Origin of the sequence: Kitasatospora sp. NPDC049285 (genome assembly GCF_040678815.1) — a bacterium.
Taxonomy (GTDB): domain Bacteria; phylum Actinomycetota; class Actinomycetes; order Streptomycetales; family Streptomycetaceae; genus Kitasatospora.
This window is the reverse complement of record NZ_JBFAQR010000008.1, coordinates 88,652-106,097: the sequence shown is the minus strand read 5'-3', so window position 1 is coordinate 106,097 and position 17,446 is coordinate 88,652. Positions and strand designations below refer to the sequence as shown.

The following is a 17,446-nucleotide window of genomic DNA, read 5'->3' as shown; positions in this document are numbered from 1 at the left end:
CCCACCACGCCCACGCCCGCCAGGAAGCGCCCCGCAGGGGCGCGGGGAACTGCGCGAGCAACCACTCACCCACAGTCAGGTCGCGTCCACGTGCAGGTCACTCTCCTGCGCCGCGAGCCTGCTGGTGGGCGCCTTCCTCCCCAGTCGACGTCCAGCCATAGGAGCTCCGTCTCATGTCCACCATCCCCGTCATGATCCCGTGGCTCGGCGACGAGGAGGCCGAGGCCGCCGCGGAGGCCGTGCGGTCCGGGTGGGTGGCGCAGGGCCCGCGGGTGGCCGCGTTCGAGCGGGCCTTCGCGGAGTACCTGGGGGTGCCGCACGCGGTGGCGGTGTCGTCGTGCACGACCGCCCTGCACCTGGCACTGATCGGGGCGGGGGTCGGGCCGGGCGACGAGGTGGTGGTGCCCTCGCTGTCGTTCATCGCGACCGCCAACGCGGTGACCTACGTGGGGGCCACGCCGGTGTTCGCGGACGTCGACCCGCGCAGCGGCAACCTCACGCCGGAGACCGTCGAGCCGCTGCTGACCGAGCGGACCACGGCGGTGATCGCGGTGGACCAGGGCGGCATCCCGGTCGACCTGGACGCACTGCTCGCCGTCACCACGCCGCGCGGGATCACCGTGGTCGAGGACGCCGCCTGCGCGGCGGGCTCGCGGTACCGGGGCCGGGCGGCCGGCGCGGGGGCGGCGATCGCGGCGTTCTCGTTCCACCCGCGCAAGCTGCTGACCACCGGCGAGGGCGGCATGATCACCTGTCAGGACGGCGAACTCGCCGCCCGGATGCGGCGGTTGCGCGAGCACGGGATGAGCGTCTCGGCGGCCGACCGGCACGCGGCGTCGGGCGGGGCGGGCCTGATCGAGACGTACGACGAGATCGGGTTCAACCACCGGATGACCGACGTCCAGGCGGCGATCGGGCTGGTGCAACTCGGCAAGCTGCCCGCGATGGTCCAGCGCCGCCGTGAACTCGCCGACCGCTACCGGGAGTTGCTCGGACCCGAGCTGGCCGGGCGGATGGTCGCGGACCCGGCGCACGGGACGGCCAACTTCCAGTCGCTGTGGCTGATGCTCCCCGACGGCGCGCCGGACCGCAACGAGGTGCTGGCCCGGCTGGCCGCCGACGGGGTGTCGGCGCGGCGCGGGATCATGGCCGCGCACCTGGAGGCCCCGTACAAGGGGACGGCCCGGGTGCCGCTGCCGGCGACCGAGACGATCACCGCGCGGAGCCTGGTGCTGCCGCTGTTCCACTCGCTGACCCACGCCCAGCAGGACCAGGTGGTCGCGGCGTTGCGGGCGGCACTGGGGTGACCCGGATCAGGCACCTGGGGCACGCCGGCTTCACGGTCGAGCACGGCGGGCTGCGCCTGCTGATCGACCCGTGGTTCCACCCGGCGTTCCTCGGGGCCTGGTTCCCCTACCCGGACAACCGGGCGCTGCTGCCCGAGGTGCTGGCGGGGGCCTACGACTACCTGTACGTCTCGCACCTGCACGAGGACCACTTCGACGCCCGGACGCTGGCCGGGATCTCCCGGGAGACCGCCGTCCTGGTGCCGCGGTTCCGCAGCCGCGCGCTGGCCGGGCGGCTGGCGGCGCTGGGGTTCCGGAACCAGATCCCGCTCGGGCACCGCGAGCAGTGGCGGCTGGGACCGGACGCCACCGCCACCATGCTGCTGGACACCAGCCACAAGGAGGACAGCGGCCTGCTGCTCGACCTGGGCGGGTACCGCTTCCTCGACCTGAACGACTGCAACACGCCGATGTCCGAACTGCCCGGCGACGTCGACCTGCTGGCCGCGCAGTACTCGGGCGCGATGTGGTACCCGAACGCCTACGACTACCCGCCCGAGGTGATGGCGGAGAAGACCGCCGCGGTCCGCGCCGACCTGCTGGACACCCTGGTGCGCAAGGTCCGGCTGACCGGGGCGCGGGCCTACCTGCCCTCCGCCGGGCCGGCCTGCTTCCTCGACCCGGAGCTGGACCGGTTCAACGACCGGGCGGCGACCATCTTCCCGCACTGGGAGGACGTCGCCGGGGAGTTCGCCGCCGCCTGCCCCGACGTCGAGGTGGTCCGCACCGCGCCCGGCGACACCGTCGACGCCCCGACCGCCGAGCGGCCCTGGCTGGACGACCCGCCCCGCTACCTGGCCGCGTACCGGGAGCGCCGCCGCCCCGAGTGGGAGGCGTACCGGCGCCAACCCTGCCCGCCGCCCGGCGCCGAGGAGGTGGCCGGGTACTTCGGGCGGCTGCAGCGCCGCAACCGGCCGCTGCTCGCCGGGTACCGGGGCGGGCTGCGGATCGAGGCGGGCGGCACCGCCTGGGGCCTGACGCTCGGTGAACTCGCCGACCGGGTCGAGCTGGAGGATGAGCCGGTCGACCCGGCGTACACCATCCGGGTCCCGCCGCCGGCGCTGCGCGCGATCCTGGACGGCCGGGCCGGGTGGGAGGAGGCGCTGCTGTCGATGCGGCTGTCCCTGCACCGCGAGCCGGACGTCTTCGACCTGACCCTGCTCGGCCTGCTGCGCTACGGCCACCAGCCCGCGCAGACCCGGCAGTTGGTGCGCGAGCGGGCCGGCTCCGGGGAGATGGTGGAACGCGACGGGCTGCGCCTGCAGCGGTACTGCCCGCACGCGGGGGAGGACCTCGGGCACGCCGTGATCGCCGACGGCGTCATCGAATGCCCCCGCCACCACTGGAAGTGGAGCGCCGCCACCGGCGCCTGCCTGTCCGGCGGGGCACTGCCGCTGGTCGTCGAGGCGGCCGAGCCGCCGGTCGCCGAAGCCCTGTCCATCGAACCCGAGAGGCCCATCCGGTGAACGACATCCCCCTGGTCGACCTGCGCGCCCAACACGCCGAGATCGCCGACGAGGTCCGCGCGGGCTTCGACGCGGTGCTGGCGAGCGGCGCGTACATCAAGGGGCCCGACGTGGCCGCCTTCGAGCAGGAGTACGCCGCGTACTGCGGCGTCGCCCACGCCGTCGGCACCGCCAACGGCACCGACGCGCTGGAACTCGCCCTGCGCGCGCTGGACCTGCCGGCCGGCGGGGGAGTGGTGCTGCCCGCCAACACCTTCGTCGCCACCGCCGAGGCGGTGGTGCGGGCCGGGCTGACCCCGGTGCTGGTCGACGCCGACCCCGAGCACCTGCTGATCGACGTCGAGCAGGCCGCCGCCGCGGCGGGCACCGCGGTGGCCCTGATGCCGGTCCACCTGAACGGGCAGCTCGCCCCGATGGAACGGCTGCTGGAGATCGCCGGAGACCTCCCGGTGGTCGAGGACGGCGCCCAGTCGCAGGGCGCCACCCGGCACGGCCGCCCGTCCGGCAGCTGGGGCCGGATCTCGGCGACCAGCTTCTACCCCGGCAAGAACCTCGGCGCGTACGGCGACGCCGGCGCGGTGGTCACCGACGACGCCGACCTCGCCGCCGCGGTCCGGCTGATCGGCGACCACGGCTCGGCCCGCAAGTACGTCCACGAGCGGTTCGGCTTCAACTCCCGGATGGACACCCTGCAGGCCGTGGTGCTGCGCGCCAAGCTGCGCCGGCTGCCCGAGTGGAACGCCGCCCGCCGGGCCGCCGCCGAGCGCTACGACAAGCTGCTCGGCGGCCTGGAGGGCGTCACGCTGCCCCGGGTCCTGCCCGGCAACGAGCACGTCTGGCACCTGTACGCGGTGCGGGTCGAACGCGACCGCGACGGGGTGCTGGCCGCCCTGCAGCAGGCCGGGATCGGCGCGGGCGTGCACTACCCGGTGCCGGTCCACCTGCAGCCGGCGTTCCGTCACCTCGGCCATGCGGAAGGCGCTTTCCCGGTCACCGAGCGGGCCGCCGCCGAACTGCTCACCCTGCCGCTGTTCCCGCAGCTCACCGAGGACCAGCAGATCCGGGTCGCGGAGGCGCTGAGCACGGCCGTCCGCCGCGCCTGACGGTCCGTCGACACCCGGCCGGACGGGGTCCGGCCGGGTACCCCCGCGCCCCTGAAGGACATTCGTCAGTGCCCTACCCTGGACCCCAGGATTTTCGGCTTCTGCCAGTGGGGGACCCCAGATGACGACAGGTCGGCCCGGCACCGCCGCCGCCGTGCCCAACGCGGCCTACGCGGGCCAGGTGGTGCAGTTCCCGGACCCGGTCCGGGCCGAGCGGCACCCCGCGGGCGTCCGCGTCGACGAGTCCGGCCACCCGGACTTCGCGCCGTACGCGGCCGCCGTCGCCGAGGTCGCCGACCCCCCGCAGGGCTTCGGCGTCGACGAACTCCGGCTGACCGACTACGTCTCCGCCAACGCCGCGCTGTACACCCAGGGCCACCCGCTCTGGGCCGACCTGGAGACCGCCGTCGCCACCCCGGCCGGCTGGACCTGGCACCACGTCATCGGCCGCGCCCCGGCCGGCTGGCGCCGGATGGAACTCGTCCCGGTCGAGGTCAAGGCCCTGTTGCGGCACCACGGCGGCCTGGCCGTCTCCACCGCCGACCACACCCGGCGCGGCACCCGCCCGCTGCAGGAGCACCGCCCCGTCCACTTCCCGCTCGCCCGGGACGGCGGCGACCCGGTCGCCGTCACCGAGGACCTGGTCCAGCGCGCCGAACAGCGCCTCGGCCACCCGCTGCCGGCCGCGTACCGCGACTTCCTGAAGCTCTCCGGCGGCCGCGCCCCCGCAGGCGTCGCCCTCGACGTGGACCTCGGCCTGCTGCTCGACCAGCCCTTCCTCACCCTCACCGAGGAGTACGGCGTCCAGGACCTGGTGTACGCCAACAAGTGCCTGCGCGACCACCTCACCAAGGACTACCTCGCCGTCGCCTACCTCCAGGGCGGCCTGCTCGCCGTCAAGGTCCGCGGCGAGCAGACCGGTTCGGTCTGGTTCTGCCCCTACGACGACGCCCGCGACGAGGGCGGCGACGAGACCCCCGAGCAGCGGGTCGAGCGCCTGCTGCTGCCCTGCGGCGACAGCTTCGACGCCTTCCTGCTCCGGCTCGCCGGCAGCCCGTCCGAGCTGGAGACCGTCGCCGAACTCATGGTGGACGGCGGGTTCGCCCGCGCCGTCCCGCTGAACTGACCGAACGACAGGGGTGGGACGAGCCGTGGTGACCACGTACGCGCAGGCGCAGGAAGCCGCCGAGGACTGGATCAACGCCGGAGTGCCGCGCGCACAGCAACGCGAGGTACGGGTCCGGGAGTTCGACCTGGGCTTCGTCTGCTGGGCGGTCGACGGCAGCGAGGGCAGCGGCGAGGCCGGCAGCTCGCTGCGGCTGGTCATCGCCCGCGACAGCGGCGCCAGCACACTGTGGCCGCCGCTGCCGGTCAACGAGGTGGTCCGCCAGTTCGAGGAGCAGTACGGCTCCCGCGCCGAACCCAACCCGGCCGGCGCCGCCAAGCCGGTCCGCGGCGCGGTCGAGGCCACCTCCTTCCTGCTCAGCCCCCCGCAGTGGCTGCACGAGGCCGCCGACGCGGCGATCGCCGCCGAGTCCGTGCAGCTCGCCACGCCCCCCGCCTCCGACCGCCCGGCCGGCGACGCGCCCACCTTCCTCTCCCCGCCGCCCGCGGCCTTCCCGGCCACCGACCCGTACGCCGCCACCGCCCAGCTCCCGGGCACACCGGCTGCCGGCGCAACCCCCGTGCCAGGCACGCCCGTTCCGCCTCCGAGCTCGCCCTTCCCGCCCCCGCCGCCATCCCCGGGCACGCCGCCGGGCGGCACCGCGTTCCCGCCGCCGCCGGTGAGCGTCCCGCCGTTCCCCGGCGGGACTCCCGTGCCCGGTACGCCCGTTCCGCCTCCGGGTTCGCCCTTCCCGCCTCCGCCGCCCTCCCCGGGCACGCCGCCGGGCGGCACCGCGTTCCCGCCGCCGCCCGGGGCGACTCCGCCGTTCCCGCCCGGCGGTCCTGACGGTCCGTCGGCTCCCGCGCCGTCGATCGACCACGCGCCGACCATGCTGGCCAGCGACGGCCCGCCCGGGCTGATGGGCCTGCCCGGGGCGCCGGGCCGCGGCGGGCCGACCGCCCCGCCGCCGCCCCCGCCGGGCGACCTGCTGCCGCCGGTGGGCGGTCCCGCGCACGGTCCGGGCGGACGCGTCGGCCCCGGCGCGCCCCCGCCCCCGCCGCCGAACGACCTGCTGCCGCCGGCCGGCGGCCCGGCGCACGGTCCGGGCGGGCGCAGCGGTCCGGGCGCCCCGCCGCCGCCCCCGCCGGGCGAGCTGCTCGGCGGCGCCCCCGCGCAGCCGTTCGCGCCGCCCGCCCCCGAGCCGCAGCCCGGCGCGGGTCAGGACGCGGCGGCCGTCGCCTACCAGGCCACCCAGCTGGCCCCGGCGATCGAGCTGTCCGCCCCGGCGCCGGGCGCGACCCCGCCGTTCCCGGGCCCGCCGATGCAGGGCCCGCCGCCGGCCAACCCGTTCCCGGCCCCGCAGCAGCCCTTCCCGGGCCAGCCGCCGTTCCCGGGCGCCCCGGTGCCGCCCGGCCCGCCGTTCCAGGGCCCGCCGCCCACCCCGCAGGGCTACGGCTTCCCGGCCGGCCCGCCGGCGCCGCCCGCGCCGGTCCCCGGCCCGGTGCCGATGGGCGCCCCGCCGCAGGCCGCCGCCCCGGTGCCGCCGCCCGGCGTGCCCGCGATCGGCCCCGGCACCCAGGCGGTGGTCAGCTACCGCGGGCCGGACGGCTCCGAGCAGAACGTGATCATGCGCAGCGAGCCCGGCACCCCGCACCCGGAGTGGAAGGCCCTGCAGGAGCTGCGCCGCCTCGGCGTGCCCGCCGACCAGGTGCTGGAACTGCACACCGACCTGGAGCTGTGCGACCTGCCCGGCGGCTACTGCGCGCGGATGGTCAAGTCCTCGTGGCCGAACGTCCGGATCAGCCACACCGTCCCGTACGGCCGCGACGCGCAGGCCCGGCAGAACGGCATGGGCCTGCTGTACGAGCACCTCGACCAGCTGCACCAGCTGGCGTCCGCCCCGCAGCGGCCGCGCGCCGTCCGGGTGCCGCTGCCGCCGCCCGGCGCCGTCCCGCCGCTGCCGCCGCTCGCCCCGCAGCAGCTGGCCGCGGAGCTCGGCCAGTACTTCGGCGCGGGCGTGTTCCGGTTCGAGCAGCGCGCGGTGGCGCGGCAGGGAGTGCCGGAGCAGGTCGCGCAGACCCTGATGTGGGTCGGCCTGCCCCGTGAGTTCGCGCCGTTCTTCTGGGCCCAGGCCCAGGAGGGCCGACCGATCCCGACGCTCGCCGAACTCGCCGCCGAACGCGGCCTGCCGGCCGGCCCGGACTTCGGCGGCTACCTGGTCCTCGGCAACGACTACGGCCGCCAGCTGTGCGTCCAGTACGGCACCGCCGCGGTGGTCGCCGTCGACCTGGAGAACCCGGCCGAGCCGCCCCGGTTCGTGAACAGCGGAGTCCCCGAGTTCGTCCGTAGCCTGGCCGTGCTGGGCCGGATGTGGCGGCTGCGCTACGGTCTCACCCCGGAGCAGGCCGGCCGCTGGACCACCGACCTCCAGGCGCAGCTGCTCGCGGTCGACCCGGCCGCGCTGCACACGCCGGAGAGCTGGTGGTCCGTGCTGGTCGAACAGCTCTGGGACGGCCTGCTGTAACCCCGGCCGTGCGGCCGGTTCCCCCGGCCGCGCGACCGCGGCCTGTTTGGTTTGCGTTCGTATGTGCGCAAAATAGGTCAATGGGACGGGTTAACCCGTGCCCTCCGCACCACGCACCCGGCGGGGCTGCGCAGCCCGCGAGCACGAGGGGATCAGCCTGATGAGCGACGCCGTGTCCCAGTACGGCTTCACCGTCTCCAGGCGCGGCTACGCGCCCGAGCAGGTCGACGCGGCGGTCGCCGCGCTCGCCCGCGACCGTGACGAGGCCTGGGAGCGGCTCAGCGTTCTCGGCTCGGGCATCCGCGAGATGGAGAAACGACTCGCCGAGGTCCAGCAGGCCGCCCAGGACGCCCCCGACCCCGACTACGCCGGCCTCAGCGAGCAGGCCGCCGGCCTGCTGAAGACCGCGCAGAACGAGGCCGAGGCGATCCACACCAAGGCCCGGCGCGCCGCCGAGGACTCCCGCGACGCCGCCCACGAGGCCGGCGAGGCCGCCGCCGAGGCCGCGAAGCAGTACGCCGCCCAGCAGCGCGAGGACGCCGAACAGGCCGCCCGCCGCACCGCCGAGCGCACCCGCGCCGAAGCCGAACGGGTACGCGCCGAGGCCGACGCCGAGGCCCGCGCCGTGGTGCACGCCGCCACCGGCCACGCCGCCCGGGTCCGGGTCGCCGCCGCCGACGCCTCCGAGCAGTCCGAGGTCGCCCTCGCCGAGCGCCGCCGCAAGGCCGACGAGGAGGTCGCCACGGCCGAGACCGAGGCGGACGCCGCCGTCGCCGAGATCACGGCCGCCGCCGAGCGCCGGGTCAAGGAGGCCGAGCAGCACCGCGAGGCGATGCTCGCCGAGGCCCGCCGGCTCGACACCGCCGCCCAGGTCAAGGCCGACACCGCGATCGCCGCGGCGAAGGAGAAGGCCGACCGGATCCGCAAGGCCAGCGAGCAGGACCAGGCCGACTTCACCAAGCGCCTCGACAAGGTCCAGACCCACCTCGACCACATCAAGGGCACCCTCGCCTCGCTGCGCGGCGCCGCGGTCGGTGCGATCGAGCCCGAGGAGGAGGCCGCCGCGGAGGGGCCGAAGGCCGGGTCGAAGAAGGCCGACCTGACCAAGCCGCCGGTCGCCGACGACGCCACCACCGTCCTGCGCAAGACCGAGGACCCGCGCAAGCCCTTCGCCGCCGACCCCCCGGAGCCCGCGGCCCCGCCCGCCAAGCCCGTCCCCAAGATCGTCATCGTCGACGACGGCCTCGACCACGACACCCGCCCCGACAAGGGCCGCATCACCCGCAAGGGCTGACTTCCCAGCCGGGAGAAGCTGCACGATCAGGGGCTCGGGGAACTGCGAGGCGAGTGCCCGGTGGTCTGAGCTCGGCCGGCGGTCTCGGAGACCTCGAGCCGAGTCGAGACCTCGCAGACACCGCCTCGCGTTTCCCCGAGCCCCGATCGTCAGAGCACTTCGACCGCGGCGCCCGTCAGTCGGCGGCGGCAGTCGAGGACGTACTGCGCGTGGGCGGTGATCGCGTCGTAGTCGAACTCGTCGTGGTCCGCGAGCAGCACCACCGCGTCGGCGGCGGCCAGTTCCTCGGGGGTGGCCTCGACACGGTGGACGGTGGCGAGCGGGCCGCCGTCGTGGTCGGGGGTGCGCTGGCCGGGGACGTGCGGTTCGGCGACGTGGACGCCGGAGACCACGTGCGGGTCGGCGGCGCGGACCTCGGCGCCCATCTTGGCGAGGAGTTCGGCGACCCTCGCGGCGGGCGTCTCCCGGGCGTCGCCGGTGTTCTTCTTGTAGGCGAGGCCGAGCAGCAGCACCCGCGAGCCGTTGACGGAGCGCCGGCGCTGGTTGAGCGCCTGCGCGAGCCGCCGCACCACGTAGTCGGGCATGTGGCTGTTGACGTCGTTGGCGAGTTCGACGAAGCGGAAGGACTGGCCGAGGGCGCGTTCCACCCGCCAGGACAGGTAGGACGGGTCGATCGGCAGGCAGTGCCCGCCGACGCCGGGGCCGGGGGTGAAGCGCAGGAAGCCGAACGGCTTGGTGGAGGCCGCGTCGATCGCCTCCCAGACGTCGATGCCGAGGTCGTGGGCGAACATCGCCAGCTCGTTGACCAGGGCGATGTTGACGTGCCGGAAGGTGTTCTCCAGCAGCTTGGTGAGTTCGGCCTCCTTGCAGGAGGAGACCGGGACGGTGCGTTCGACCAGCTGCCCGTAGAAGCCGTCGACCGCGGCCAGGCCCTCGGGCGTGGTGCCGGAGACCACCTTGGGGGTGTTCTCCAGCTTCCACTGCGGGTTGCCGGGGTCGATCCGCTCGGGGCTGTAGCCGAGGTGGAAGTCGGCGCCCGCGCGCAGGCCGGAGCCCTCCTCGAGCAGCGGGGCGAGCAGCTCCTCGGTGGTGCCCGGGTAGGTGGTGGACTCCAGGACCACGGTGGCACCGGGCTTCAGGTGCCGGGCCAGCAGCATGGCGGAGGACTCGATGTAGGAGAGGTCGGGCACCCCGTCCCGCAGCGGGGTCGGGACGGTGATCACCGCGATGTCGAAGTCCGCCACGTCGGCGGGCTCGGCGGTCGGCAGGTAGCGGCCGGAGTCGAGCAGCGGGCGCAGCCGGTCGCCGGGGATGTCCTCGACGTAGGACTCGCCGACGGCGAGCCGCTTGATCCGGCGCACGTCCACGTCGTAGCCGACCACGGTGTGGCCGACCTCGGCGGCGCGGACGGCCAGCGGCAGTCCGACATAGCCCTGACCTGCGATGACGACGCGCATGACGAAGAAACCCCCTGGATCGACGCCGGTGTCCCCACACCTTCTTCACATGAGGGTACGGAGCGGCGGTGTCCGTGCGGGGCGCTTCCGGCGAAGTGGGGCGGACGGTCTCGCACACGCCCCGGAAAAGCGTGACGCCGAGACCCGCGGCGCCCGCCCCAGGCGGACGCCGCGGTCCCGGCGTGAGTGGCACGGGCGCCCCCACCCAGGGTCGCCCGGCCTTCGCACTCCCGACCCCCATCGAGGTGCGATCGCGCTTCCACAGCCATCCCCCACGGTTGGATGCGGCGTGCGCTGAGACCATCTTGCGCGGCGACCATGGACGGACAGTGACAGGAGTGTGTCGCCCGCATGATCTCTGGACGAGCCCGCCCGAATAACGGAGAGAGGGCTCGGACCTGCCGCGCCGCGTGCCGACCGCCGGTGCGGCGTAGGCTGGATACCCCCCGGGCGCACCGCGTTCCGGGCCGTTCGCGTTGCCCGGCCGGCCTCCTCGCGCCGGGCCCACTCCCCGCCGTGGAGAACTTGACGTATGAGCCTGTCCGGACTGCTCGATGTCGTCGTACGCGACGCCGCCCTCGCCGAGGCGATCGAGGCGGCGGCCACGGGCCACAGGCAGCACCTCGACCTGGTCGGCCCGCCCGCCGCGCGCCCGTTCGCGATCGCCGCGCTGGCCCGTTCGCTGGCCGCGCGGGCCGGGGAGCGCGGCCGCCCGGTGCTGGCGGTGACCGCCACCGGCCGGGAGGCCGAGGACCTCGCGGCCTCGCTGCGTTCGCTGCTGCCGCCGGACGCGGTGGCGGAGTTCCCGGCCTGGGAGACCCTGCCGCACGAGCGGCTCTCGCCGCGCTCCGACACCGTCGGCCGCCGCCTGGCGGTGCTGCGGAGGATCGTTCATCCTCGGGCGGACGACCCCGCGGCCGGGTCGGTGCAGGTGGTCGTCGCGCCGGTGCGCAGCGTCCTGCAGCCGCAGGTGAAGGGGCTGGCCGAGCTGGAGCCGGTGGCGTTGCAGCGCGGTGAGCAGCACGACCTGGGCGAGGTGGCCCGCAAGCTCGCGGCGGCCGCCTACGCGCGGGTCGAACTGGTCGAGAAGCGCGGCGAGTTCGCGGTGCGCGGCGGCATCCTGGACGTGTTCCCGCCGACCGAGGAGCACCCGCTGCGGGTGGAGTTCTGGGGCGACGACGTCGAGGAGATCCGCTACTTCAAGATCGCCGACCAGCGGTCGCTGGAGATCGCCGAGCACGGCCTGTGGGCGCCGCCCTGCCGCGAGCTGCTGCTGACCGACGAGGTGCGCGCCCGGGCCGGCGAACTGGCCGCGCGGCACCCGGAGTTGGGCGAGATCCTGGACAAGATCGCGCAGGGCATCGCGGTCGAGGGCATGGAGTCGCTGGCCCCGGTGCTGGTCGACGACATGGAGCTGCTGCTGGACGTGCTGCCGAGCGGTTCGATCGCGGTGGTCTGCGACCCGGAGCGGGTCCGCACCCGGGCCGCCGACCTGGTCGCCACCAGCCAGGAGTTCCTGGCCGCCTCCTGGGTGGCCGCCGCGGCGGGCGCCGACCGTCCGATCGACCTGGAGACGATCGACGTCTCCGCCGCCTCGCTGTGGTCGCTGGCCGACGTCCGGGAGCACGCCGCCGAGATCGGCCTGCCCTGGTGGTCGGTGAGCCCGTTCGCCACCAGCGACTCGAGTGTGAGCGCAATCCTCGAGTTCGACGCGGACACCCTGACGCTGGGCATGCACGCGGTGGAGGCGTACCGCGGCGACACCGCGCGGGCGATCGCCGACGCCAAGGAGCGCCTGGCCGGGGACTGGCGGGTCGTCATGGTGACGGAGGGTCACGGCCCGGCGTCCCGGCTCGCCGAGGTGCTCGGGAACGAGGGCATCGCGGCCCGGCTGGTCGCCGACCTCGCCGAGGCCCCGACCCGGGACGTGGTCTACGTCTCCTGCGGCTCGATCGAGCACGGCTTCGTCGACGAGCAGCTGAAGCTGACCGTCATCACCGAGACCGACCTGTCCGGCCAGAAGTCCTCCACCAAGGACATGCGGCGGATGCCGTCCCGCCGCCGCAACGCGATCGACCCGCTGGCGCTGGCGGCCGGCGACTACGTGGTGCACGAGCAGCACGGCGTCGGCCGGTACGTGGAGATGGTGCAGCGCACCGTCCAGGGCGCCACCCGCGAGTACCTGGTGCTGGAGTACGCCCCCGCCAAGCGCGGCCACCCCGGCGACCGGCTGTTCGTGCCGACCGACCAGCTCGACCAGGTCACCAAGTACGTCGGCGGCGAGGCCCCGACGCTGCACCGGCTCGGCGGCGCGGACTGGGCGAAGACCAAGCAGCGCGCCAAGAAGGCGGTCCGGGAGATCGCCGCCGACCTGATCAAGCTGTACTCGGCGCGGATGGCCGCCCCCGGCCACGCCTTCGGCCAGGACACCCCCTGGCAGCGGGAGTTGGAGGACGCCTTCCCGTACGCGGAGACGCCGGACCAGCTGACCACCATCGCCGAGGTCAAGTCGGACATGGAGAAGTCCGTCCCGATGGACCGGCTGATCTGCGGCGACGTCGGCTACGGCAAGACCGAGATCGCGGTGCGCGCCGCCTTCAAGGCGGTGCAGGACGGCAAGCAGGTCGCCGTGCTGGTGCCGACCACGCTGCTGGTGCAGCAGCACTTCTCGACCTTCGCCGAGCGGTACGCCAACTTCCCGGTCACCGTGAAGGCGCTGTCCCGGTTCCAGACCGACACCGAGGCGAAGGCCGTGCTGGAGGGCCTGTTCGAGGGCTCGGTGGACGTGGTGATCGGCACCCACCGGCTGTTCTCCTCGGAGACCCGGTTCAAGGACCTCGGCCTGGTCATCGTCGACGAGGAGCAGCGCTTCGGCGTCGAGCACAAGGAGCAGCTGAAGAAGCTGCGGGCCAACGTCGACGTGCTGACGATGTCCGCCACGCCGATCCCGCGCACCCTGGAGATGGCGGTCACCGGCATCCGCGAGATGTCCACCATCACCACCCCGCCGGAGGAGCGGCACCCGGTCCTCACCTTCGTCGGCCCGTACGACGAGAAGCAGATCGCGGCCGCGATCCGGCGTGAACTCCTGCGCGAGGGCCAGGTGTTCTACATCCACAACCGGGTCGAGTCGATCGACAAGGCGGCGGCGCGGCTGAAGGACCTGGTCCCCGAGGCGCGGGTCGCCACCGCGCACGGGCAGATGGGGGAGACCCACCTGGAGAAGGTCGTCGTCGACTTCTGGGAGAAGGAGTTCGACGTCCTGGTCTCCACCACGATCGTGGAGTCCGGCATCGACATCTCCAACGCCAACACCCTGATCGTCGAGCGCGGCGACACCTTCGGCCTCTCCCAGCTGCACCAGCTGCGCGGCCGGGTCGGCCGCGGTCGCGAACGCGGCTACGCCTACATGCTGTACCCGCCGGAGAAGCCGCTCACCGAGACCGCCCACGAGCGGCTGGCCACCATCGCCCAGCACACCGAGATGGGCGCCGGCATGTACGTCGCGATGAAGGACCTGGAGATCCGCGGCGCCGGCAACCTGCTCGGCGGCGAGCAGTCCGGCCACATCGCGGGCGTCGGCTTCGACCTCTACATGCGGATGGTCGGCGAGGCGGTCGCCGAGTTCCGCGAGACGCTGGAGGCCGGCGGCGGCGAGCCGGAGGAGGAGCCGCTGGAGGTCAAGATCGAGCTGCCGGTCGACGCGCACGTCCCGCACGACTACGCCCCCGGCGAGCGGCTGCGCCTGCAGGCGTACCGCTCGATCGCGGCGGTCAACTCCGAGCAGGACATCGTCCAGGTCCGCGAGGAGCTGACGGACCGTTACGGCAAGCTGCCCGAGCCGGTGGAGAACCTGCTGCTGGTGGCCGGGCTGCGGCTGTTCGCGCGGCGCTGCGGCGTCGGCGACATCACGCTGCAGGGCAACTTCGTCCGGTTCGGCCCGGTCGAGCTGCGGGAGTCCCAGCAGCTGCGGCTGAACCGGCTCTACCCGCGCACCCAGCTCAAGTCCGCCGCCCAGCAGCTGCTGGTGCCGCGCCCCAGCTCCGGCGGCCGGATCGGCGGGAAGCCGCTGGTGGGCCGGGAGTTGCTGTCCTGGTGCACGGAGTTCCTGAGCACCATGTTCGACGACCTGAAGCGGTAGCCGGTGCGGTCAGGGGCGTCGGGGGGATTCCCTCCGGCGCCCCTGACCGTTTCCCCCCCCCACGACCCGGTCAGCCGAGCTTCCACTGGCCGGTCTGCGGGGCGAAGTCGCTGTCCAGGGCGAACTGCGCCTTGTCCAGCTTGGCGTCGGCCGGCACCTCGAAGGTGATGAAGCCGAGCGCGCTCTCCCCGGGGGCGATGTTCGCCGGGACCTGGAACTCCGGGCCGGCCTTGGTCTCGGCCACGGTCGCGCCGAACGCCTGCCCTTGCACGTCGATCAGCTTGGCGCTGTTCTGCGGGGCGTCGCTGTAGGCGGCCTTGCCGGTCGCCTTGATCCGGAACTGCACCGAGACGAAGCGCTTGCCGTCGGCGGGCTTCGTGAACTCGTCGTTGCCCTCCGCGTTGTCGACCACCTTCACCAGCGTGACGTCCGCGGTGTTGGCCTTGTCGTTCCCCTTGAGCCCGATGGTGTCGCCGAGCTTGGCGACGGTGCCCTTCCCCGCGTCGCCGGCCGCCGGGGCGGAGGAGGCGGCGCCGCCGGCCGGGGCCGCGGCCGCGGTGCTCTTCGGGCTGGTGGAGACGGTGTTGTCGGGGCCGCAGGCGGTGGCGCCGACGGCGAGCAGGCAGGCGCCGAGCAGGACGGCGGCGGAGCGGCGGGTGGTGGTGCGAGCGGTCATGGCGGTCTCTCCCCCAGGGATTGCGGTGGGCCGGTCGTTCCGGCGATGGCTCCACTAGACCATGATGCTGTGAACAGTGTCAACGTAGATTCGAAAAAGAGCTCTGTTCACGTGTGAACCCGTGGCAGTGACGTGCTCGCTATGCTGTGTGGTCACACGCCGCCGTGAAGGAGTCAGCCGATGCCGGACCGTCCCGAGGTGACCGCCGCCGAGATCGCCCGGCTCGCCGGGGTCGGACGCGCCGCCGTCTCCAACTGGCGCCGCCGGCACGCCGACTTCCCGAAGCCGGCCGGCGGCACCGAGACCAGCCCGACCTTCCGGCTCGACCAGGTCGAACAGTGGCTGCGCGAGCAGGGCAAACTCGCCGAACTCCCGCTCCTGGAACGGATCTGGCAGCAACTGGAGACGCTCCGCGACCCGGCCGGACCCGCCGTCGCCCCGCTCGTCACCGCCGGAGCGCTGCTGCTCCTGCTGCACCGCGAGCCCGCGATCCGCGCCGAGCTCGCGGGCCAGCCCGACACCCGCCTCGCGACGACGCTCCCCAAGGCCCTCCGACGCGCCGTCACCGCCGCCCTCGGCCCCGACGCCCCCACCGCCCTCGCCCTCCCCCTGCTGGCCGGCGCCACCCACCTCGACCTGGCCCGCCTCCTCCTCCGCCTCACCACCGACACCACCCCCGCCACCGCCTACGAACACCTCCTCACCCGCCACACCGAAGCCAACCCCCGCCTCCCCCAGCCCATCCCCACCGCCACCGCGACACTGCTGGCCGCACTGGCCGACGTGTCGTCAGGTGTTGTCTCGTCGACTTCCTCCCCGGTCGTGTTCGATCCGGCTTGTGGGGCCGGGGGGTTGCTGCTTGCGGCGGTCGGTGGGGGGGCGTGGGTGGGGCAGGAGGCGGACGGGGGGTATGCCGGGGTGGCGTTGCTGCGGCTGGCGTTGGCGATGCCTGCGGGTGCGGGGCCGCTCGCGGTGGAGGTGGCGGCGGGCGACGCCTTGCGGGCGGACGCCTACCCGGGGCTGGCGGCGGACGCCGTGGTGTGCCGGCCGCCGTACAACGAGCGGGACTGGGGGCACGAGCAGCTGCAGTACGACGCGCGCTGGCCGGGCGGGGTGGTGCCGCCGCGCGGGGAGTCGGAGCTGGCCTGGGTGCTGCACTGCCTGGCGCACACCCGGCCGGGCGGGGTCGCGGTGGTGCTGCTGCCGCCGACCGTGGCGTCGCGGCGGGCCGGGCGGCGGGTCCGGGCGGAGCTGGTGCGCTCGGGCGCGCTGCGCGCGGTGGTGGCGCTGCCCGCGGGGGCGGCGCCGCCGTTCGGGGTGCCGCTGCACGTGTGGGTGCTGCGCGGGCCGGTGCCGGGGGACGGCTTCCGGCACGTGCTGCTGCTGGACGCCTCGGCCGAGGGCGGCCGCGAACGTACCGACCGCGACGCGCTGCACCGCACGGTGCTGGCGTCCTGGCGGGAGTTCGACTCGGCGGCCCGCACCGGCGCCCCGCTGCCCGCGGACCGTCCGGGCCTGTCCCGGGCCGTCCCCGCGCTGGACCTGCTGGACGACGAGACCGACCTGACCCCGGCCCGGCACCTGCCCGCCGCCCCGGCCGAGGCCGCGCCGGACACCGTCGCCGCGCTCCGGCTGCGCCTGGCCGGGCGGCTCGCGGACCTCGCCGACCTGGACGCCGCGCTGCCCGCCGTCCGCGCGGCCGCCGCGCCCGCGGCCCCGCAGGTGAGCATCGGCGAACTCGCTCGCTCCGGCGCCCTGGAGGTGCACTCCTCCGGGCAGGGCACCCCGGTCCGGCCGGGTGGCGGCGTCCCGCTGCTCACCGACCAGGACCTGCTGACGGCCGCCCCGCCGAGCGCGACCGCCGACGCCCCCGGGGTGACGGTCCGTCAAGGCGACGTGCTGGTTCCCGCCCTCGGGGGTGAGACGGCCTGCGCGGTGCACCCCGGCAGCCCGTATCTGGGGGCGGCGCTCGGGCCCCGGCTGCACCTGCTGCGGCCGGACCCGGCGGTGCTCGACCCGGACTTCCTGGCGGGCCAGTTGCGGGCCACCGGCGCAGGGCGGCGGGCCAGCAGCTACGCCTCGACCACCACCCGGCTGGACATCCGCCGGGTGGAGCTGCCGCGCGTCCCGGTGGAGCAACAGCGTTTGCTGGGCGCGGCGTTCCGGCGGATCGCCGAGTTCGAGGGGGCGCTGGCCCGGGCCGCCGCCGAGGCGCGGACGCTGACCCGGGCGCTCACCGACGGCCTGGCGTCCGGGGGCACCGAACCGGCCTGACGGCGACTCAGGTCCGGACGCGCCCGGGGACTCTCGGCGCGGCGGCGTGTGACGGTACCG

At 74.9% G+C, this 17,446-nt stretch carries 10 protein-coding genes; 8 read left to right on the top strand and 2 right to left on the bottom strand.

Features of this window, described 5'->3' with window-relative positions; genetic code table 11:
• Positions 1-173 precede the first annotated feature (173 nt).
• The 6 genes from AB0K51_RS08390 (at position 174) to AB0K51_RS08365 (ending at position 8,838) form a co-directional block, all read left to right on the top strand.
• Entirely contained in the window at positions 174-1,307 is a 1,134-nt protein-coding gene (locus AB0K51_RS08390) for a DegT/DnrJ/EryC1/StrS family aminotransferase (protein WP_363451933.1), read from the top strand.
• Positions 1,304-2,812 carry an MBL fold metallo-hydrolase gene (locus AB0K51_RS08385; protein ID WP_363451931.1) on the top strand — a complete coding sequence of 503 codons (1,509 nt, stop codon included), beginning with the start codon at positions 1,304-1,306 and terminating at the stop codon, positions 2,810-2,812. Before AB0K51_RS08390 ends, AB0K51_RS08385 begins: the two co-directional genes overlap by 4 nt.
• On the top strand, positions 2,809-3,915 hold the full coding sequence (locus AB0K51_RS08380) for a DegT/DnrJ/EryC1/StrS family aminotransferase (RefSeq protein ID WP_363451929.1): 1,107 nt from the start codon (positions 2,809-2,811) through the stop codon (positions 3,913-3,915). The genes AB0K51_RS08385 and AB0K51_RS08380 overlap by 4 nt, the downstream gene beginning before the upstream one ends.
• Before the next feature lie 121 nt (positions 3,916-4,036).
• Entirely contained in the window at positions 4,037-5,041 is a 1,005-nt protein-coding gene (locus AB0K51_RS08375) for an SMI1/KNR4 family protein (RefSeq protein WP_363451927.1), read from the top strand.
• 25 nt (positions 5,042-5,066) lie between these two features.
• Positions 5,067-7,544, top strand: a complete 2,478-nt coding sequence (locus AB0K51_RS08370) for an SUKH-4 family immunity protein (RefSeq protein ID WP_363451925.1) — start codon at positions 5,067-5,069, stop codon at positions 7,542-7,544.
• Between the two features lie 160 nt (positions 7,545-7,704).
• On the top strand, positions 7,705-8,838 hold the full coding sequence (locus AB0K51_RS08365; RefSeq protein WP_363451923.1) for a hypothetical protein: 1,134 nt from the start codon (positions 7,705-7,707) through the stop codon (positions 8,836-8,838).
• 149 nt (positions 8,839-8,987) lie between these two features.
• Here the strand turns inward: AB0K51_RS08365 and AB0K51_RS08360 are convergent, their stop codons facing one another.
• Positions 8,988-10,295, bottom strand: a complete 1,308-nt coding sequence (locus AB0K51_RS08360) for a nucleotide sugar dehydrogenase (RefSeq protein ID WP_363451921.1) — start codon at positions 10,293-10,295, stop codon at positions 8,988-8,990.
• A gap of 532 nt (positions 10,296-10,827) precedes the next feature.
• On the opposite strand from AB0K51_RS08360, the gene mfd reads away from it, so the two are divergent.
• Positions 10,828-14,436 carry a transcription-repair coupling factor gene (gene mfd / locus AB0K51_RS08355; protein ID WP_363451919.1) on the top strand — a complete coding sequence of 1,203 codons (3,609 nt, stop codon included), beginning with the start codon at positions 10,828-10,830 and terminating at the stop codon, positions 14,434-14,436.
• Between the two features lie 70 nt (positions 14,437-14,506).
• Here mfd and AB0K51_RS08350 read toward each other — a convergent pair whose 3' ends face one another.
• Positions 14,507-15,112, bottom strand: coding sequence for a DUF4352 domain-containing protein (locus AB0K51_RS08350; protein ID WP_363451917.1), 606 nt, complete (start codon positions 15,110-15,112; stop codon positions 14,507-14,509).
• Positions 15,113-15,292: 180 nt separating this feature from the next.
• Between AB0K51_RS08350 and AB0K51_RS08345 the strand changes: the two genes are divergently transcribed.
• On the top strand, positions 15,293-17,386 hold the full coding sequence (locus AB0K51_RS08345) for an N-6 DNA methylase (protein WP_363451915.1): 2,094 nt from the start codon (positions 15,293-15,295) through the stop codon (positions 17,384-17,386).
• Positions 17,387-17,446: the final 60 nt, after the last annotated feature.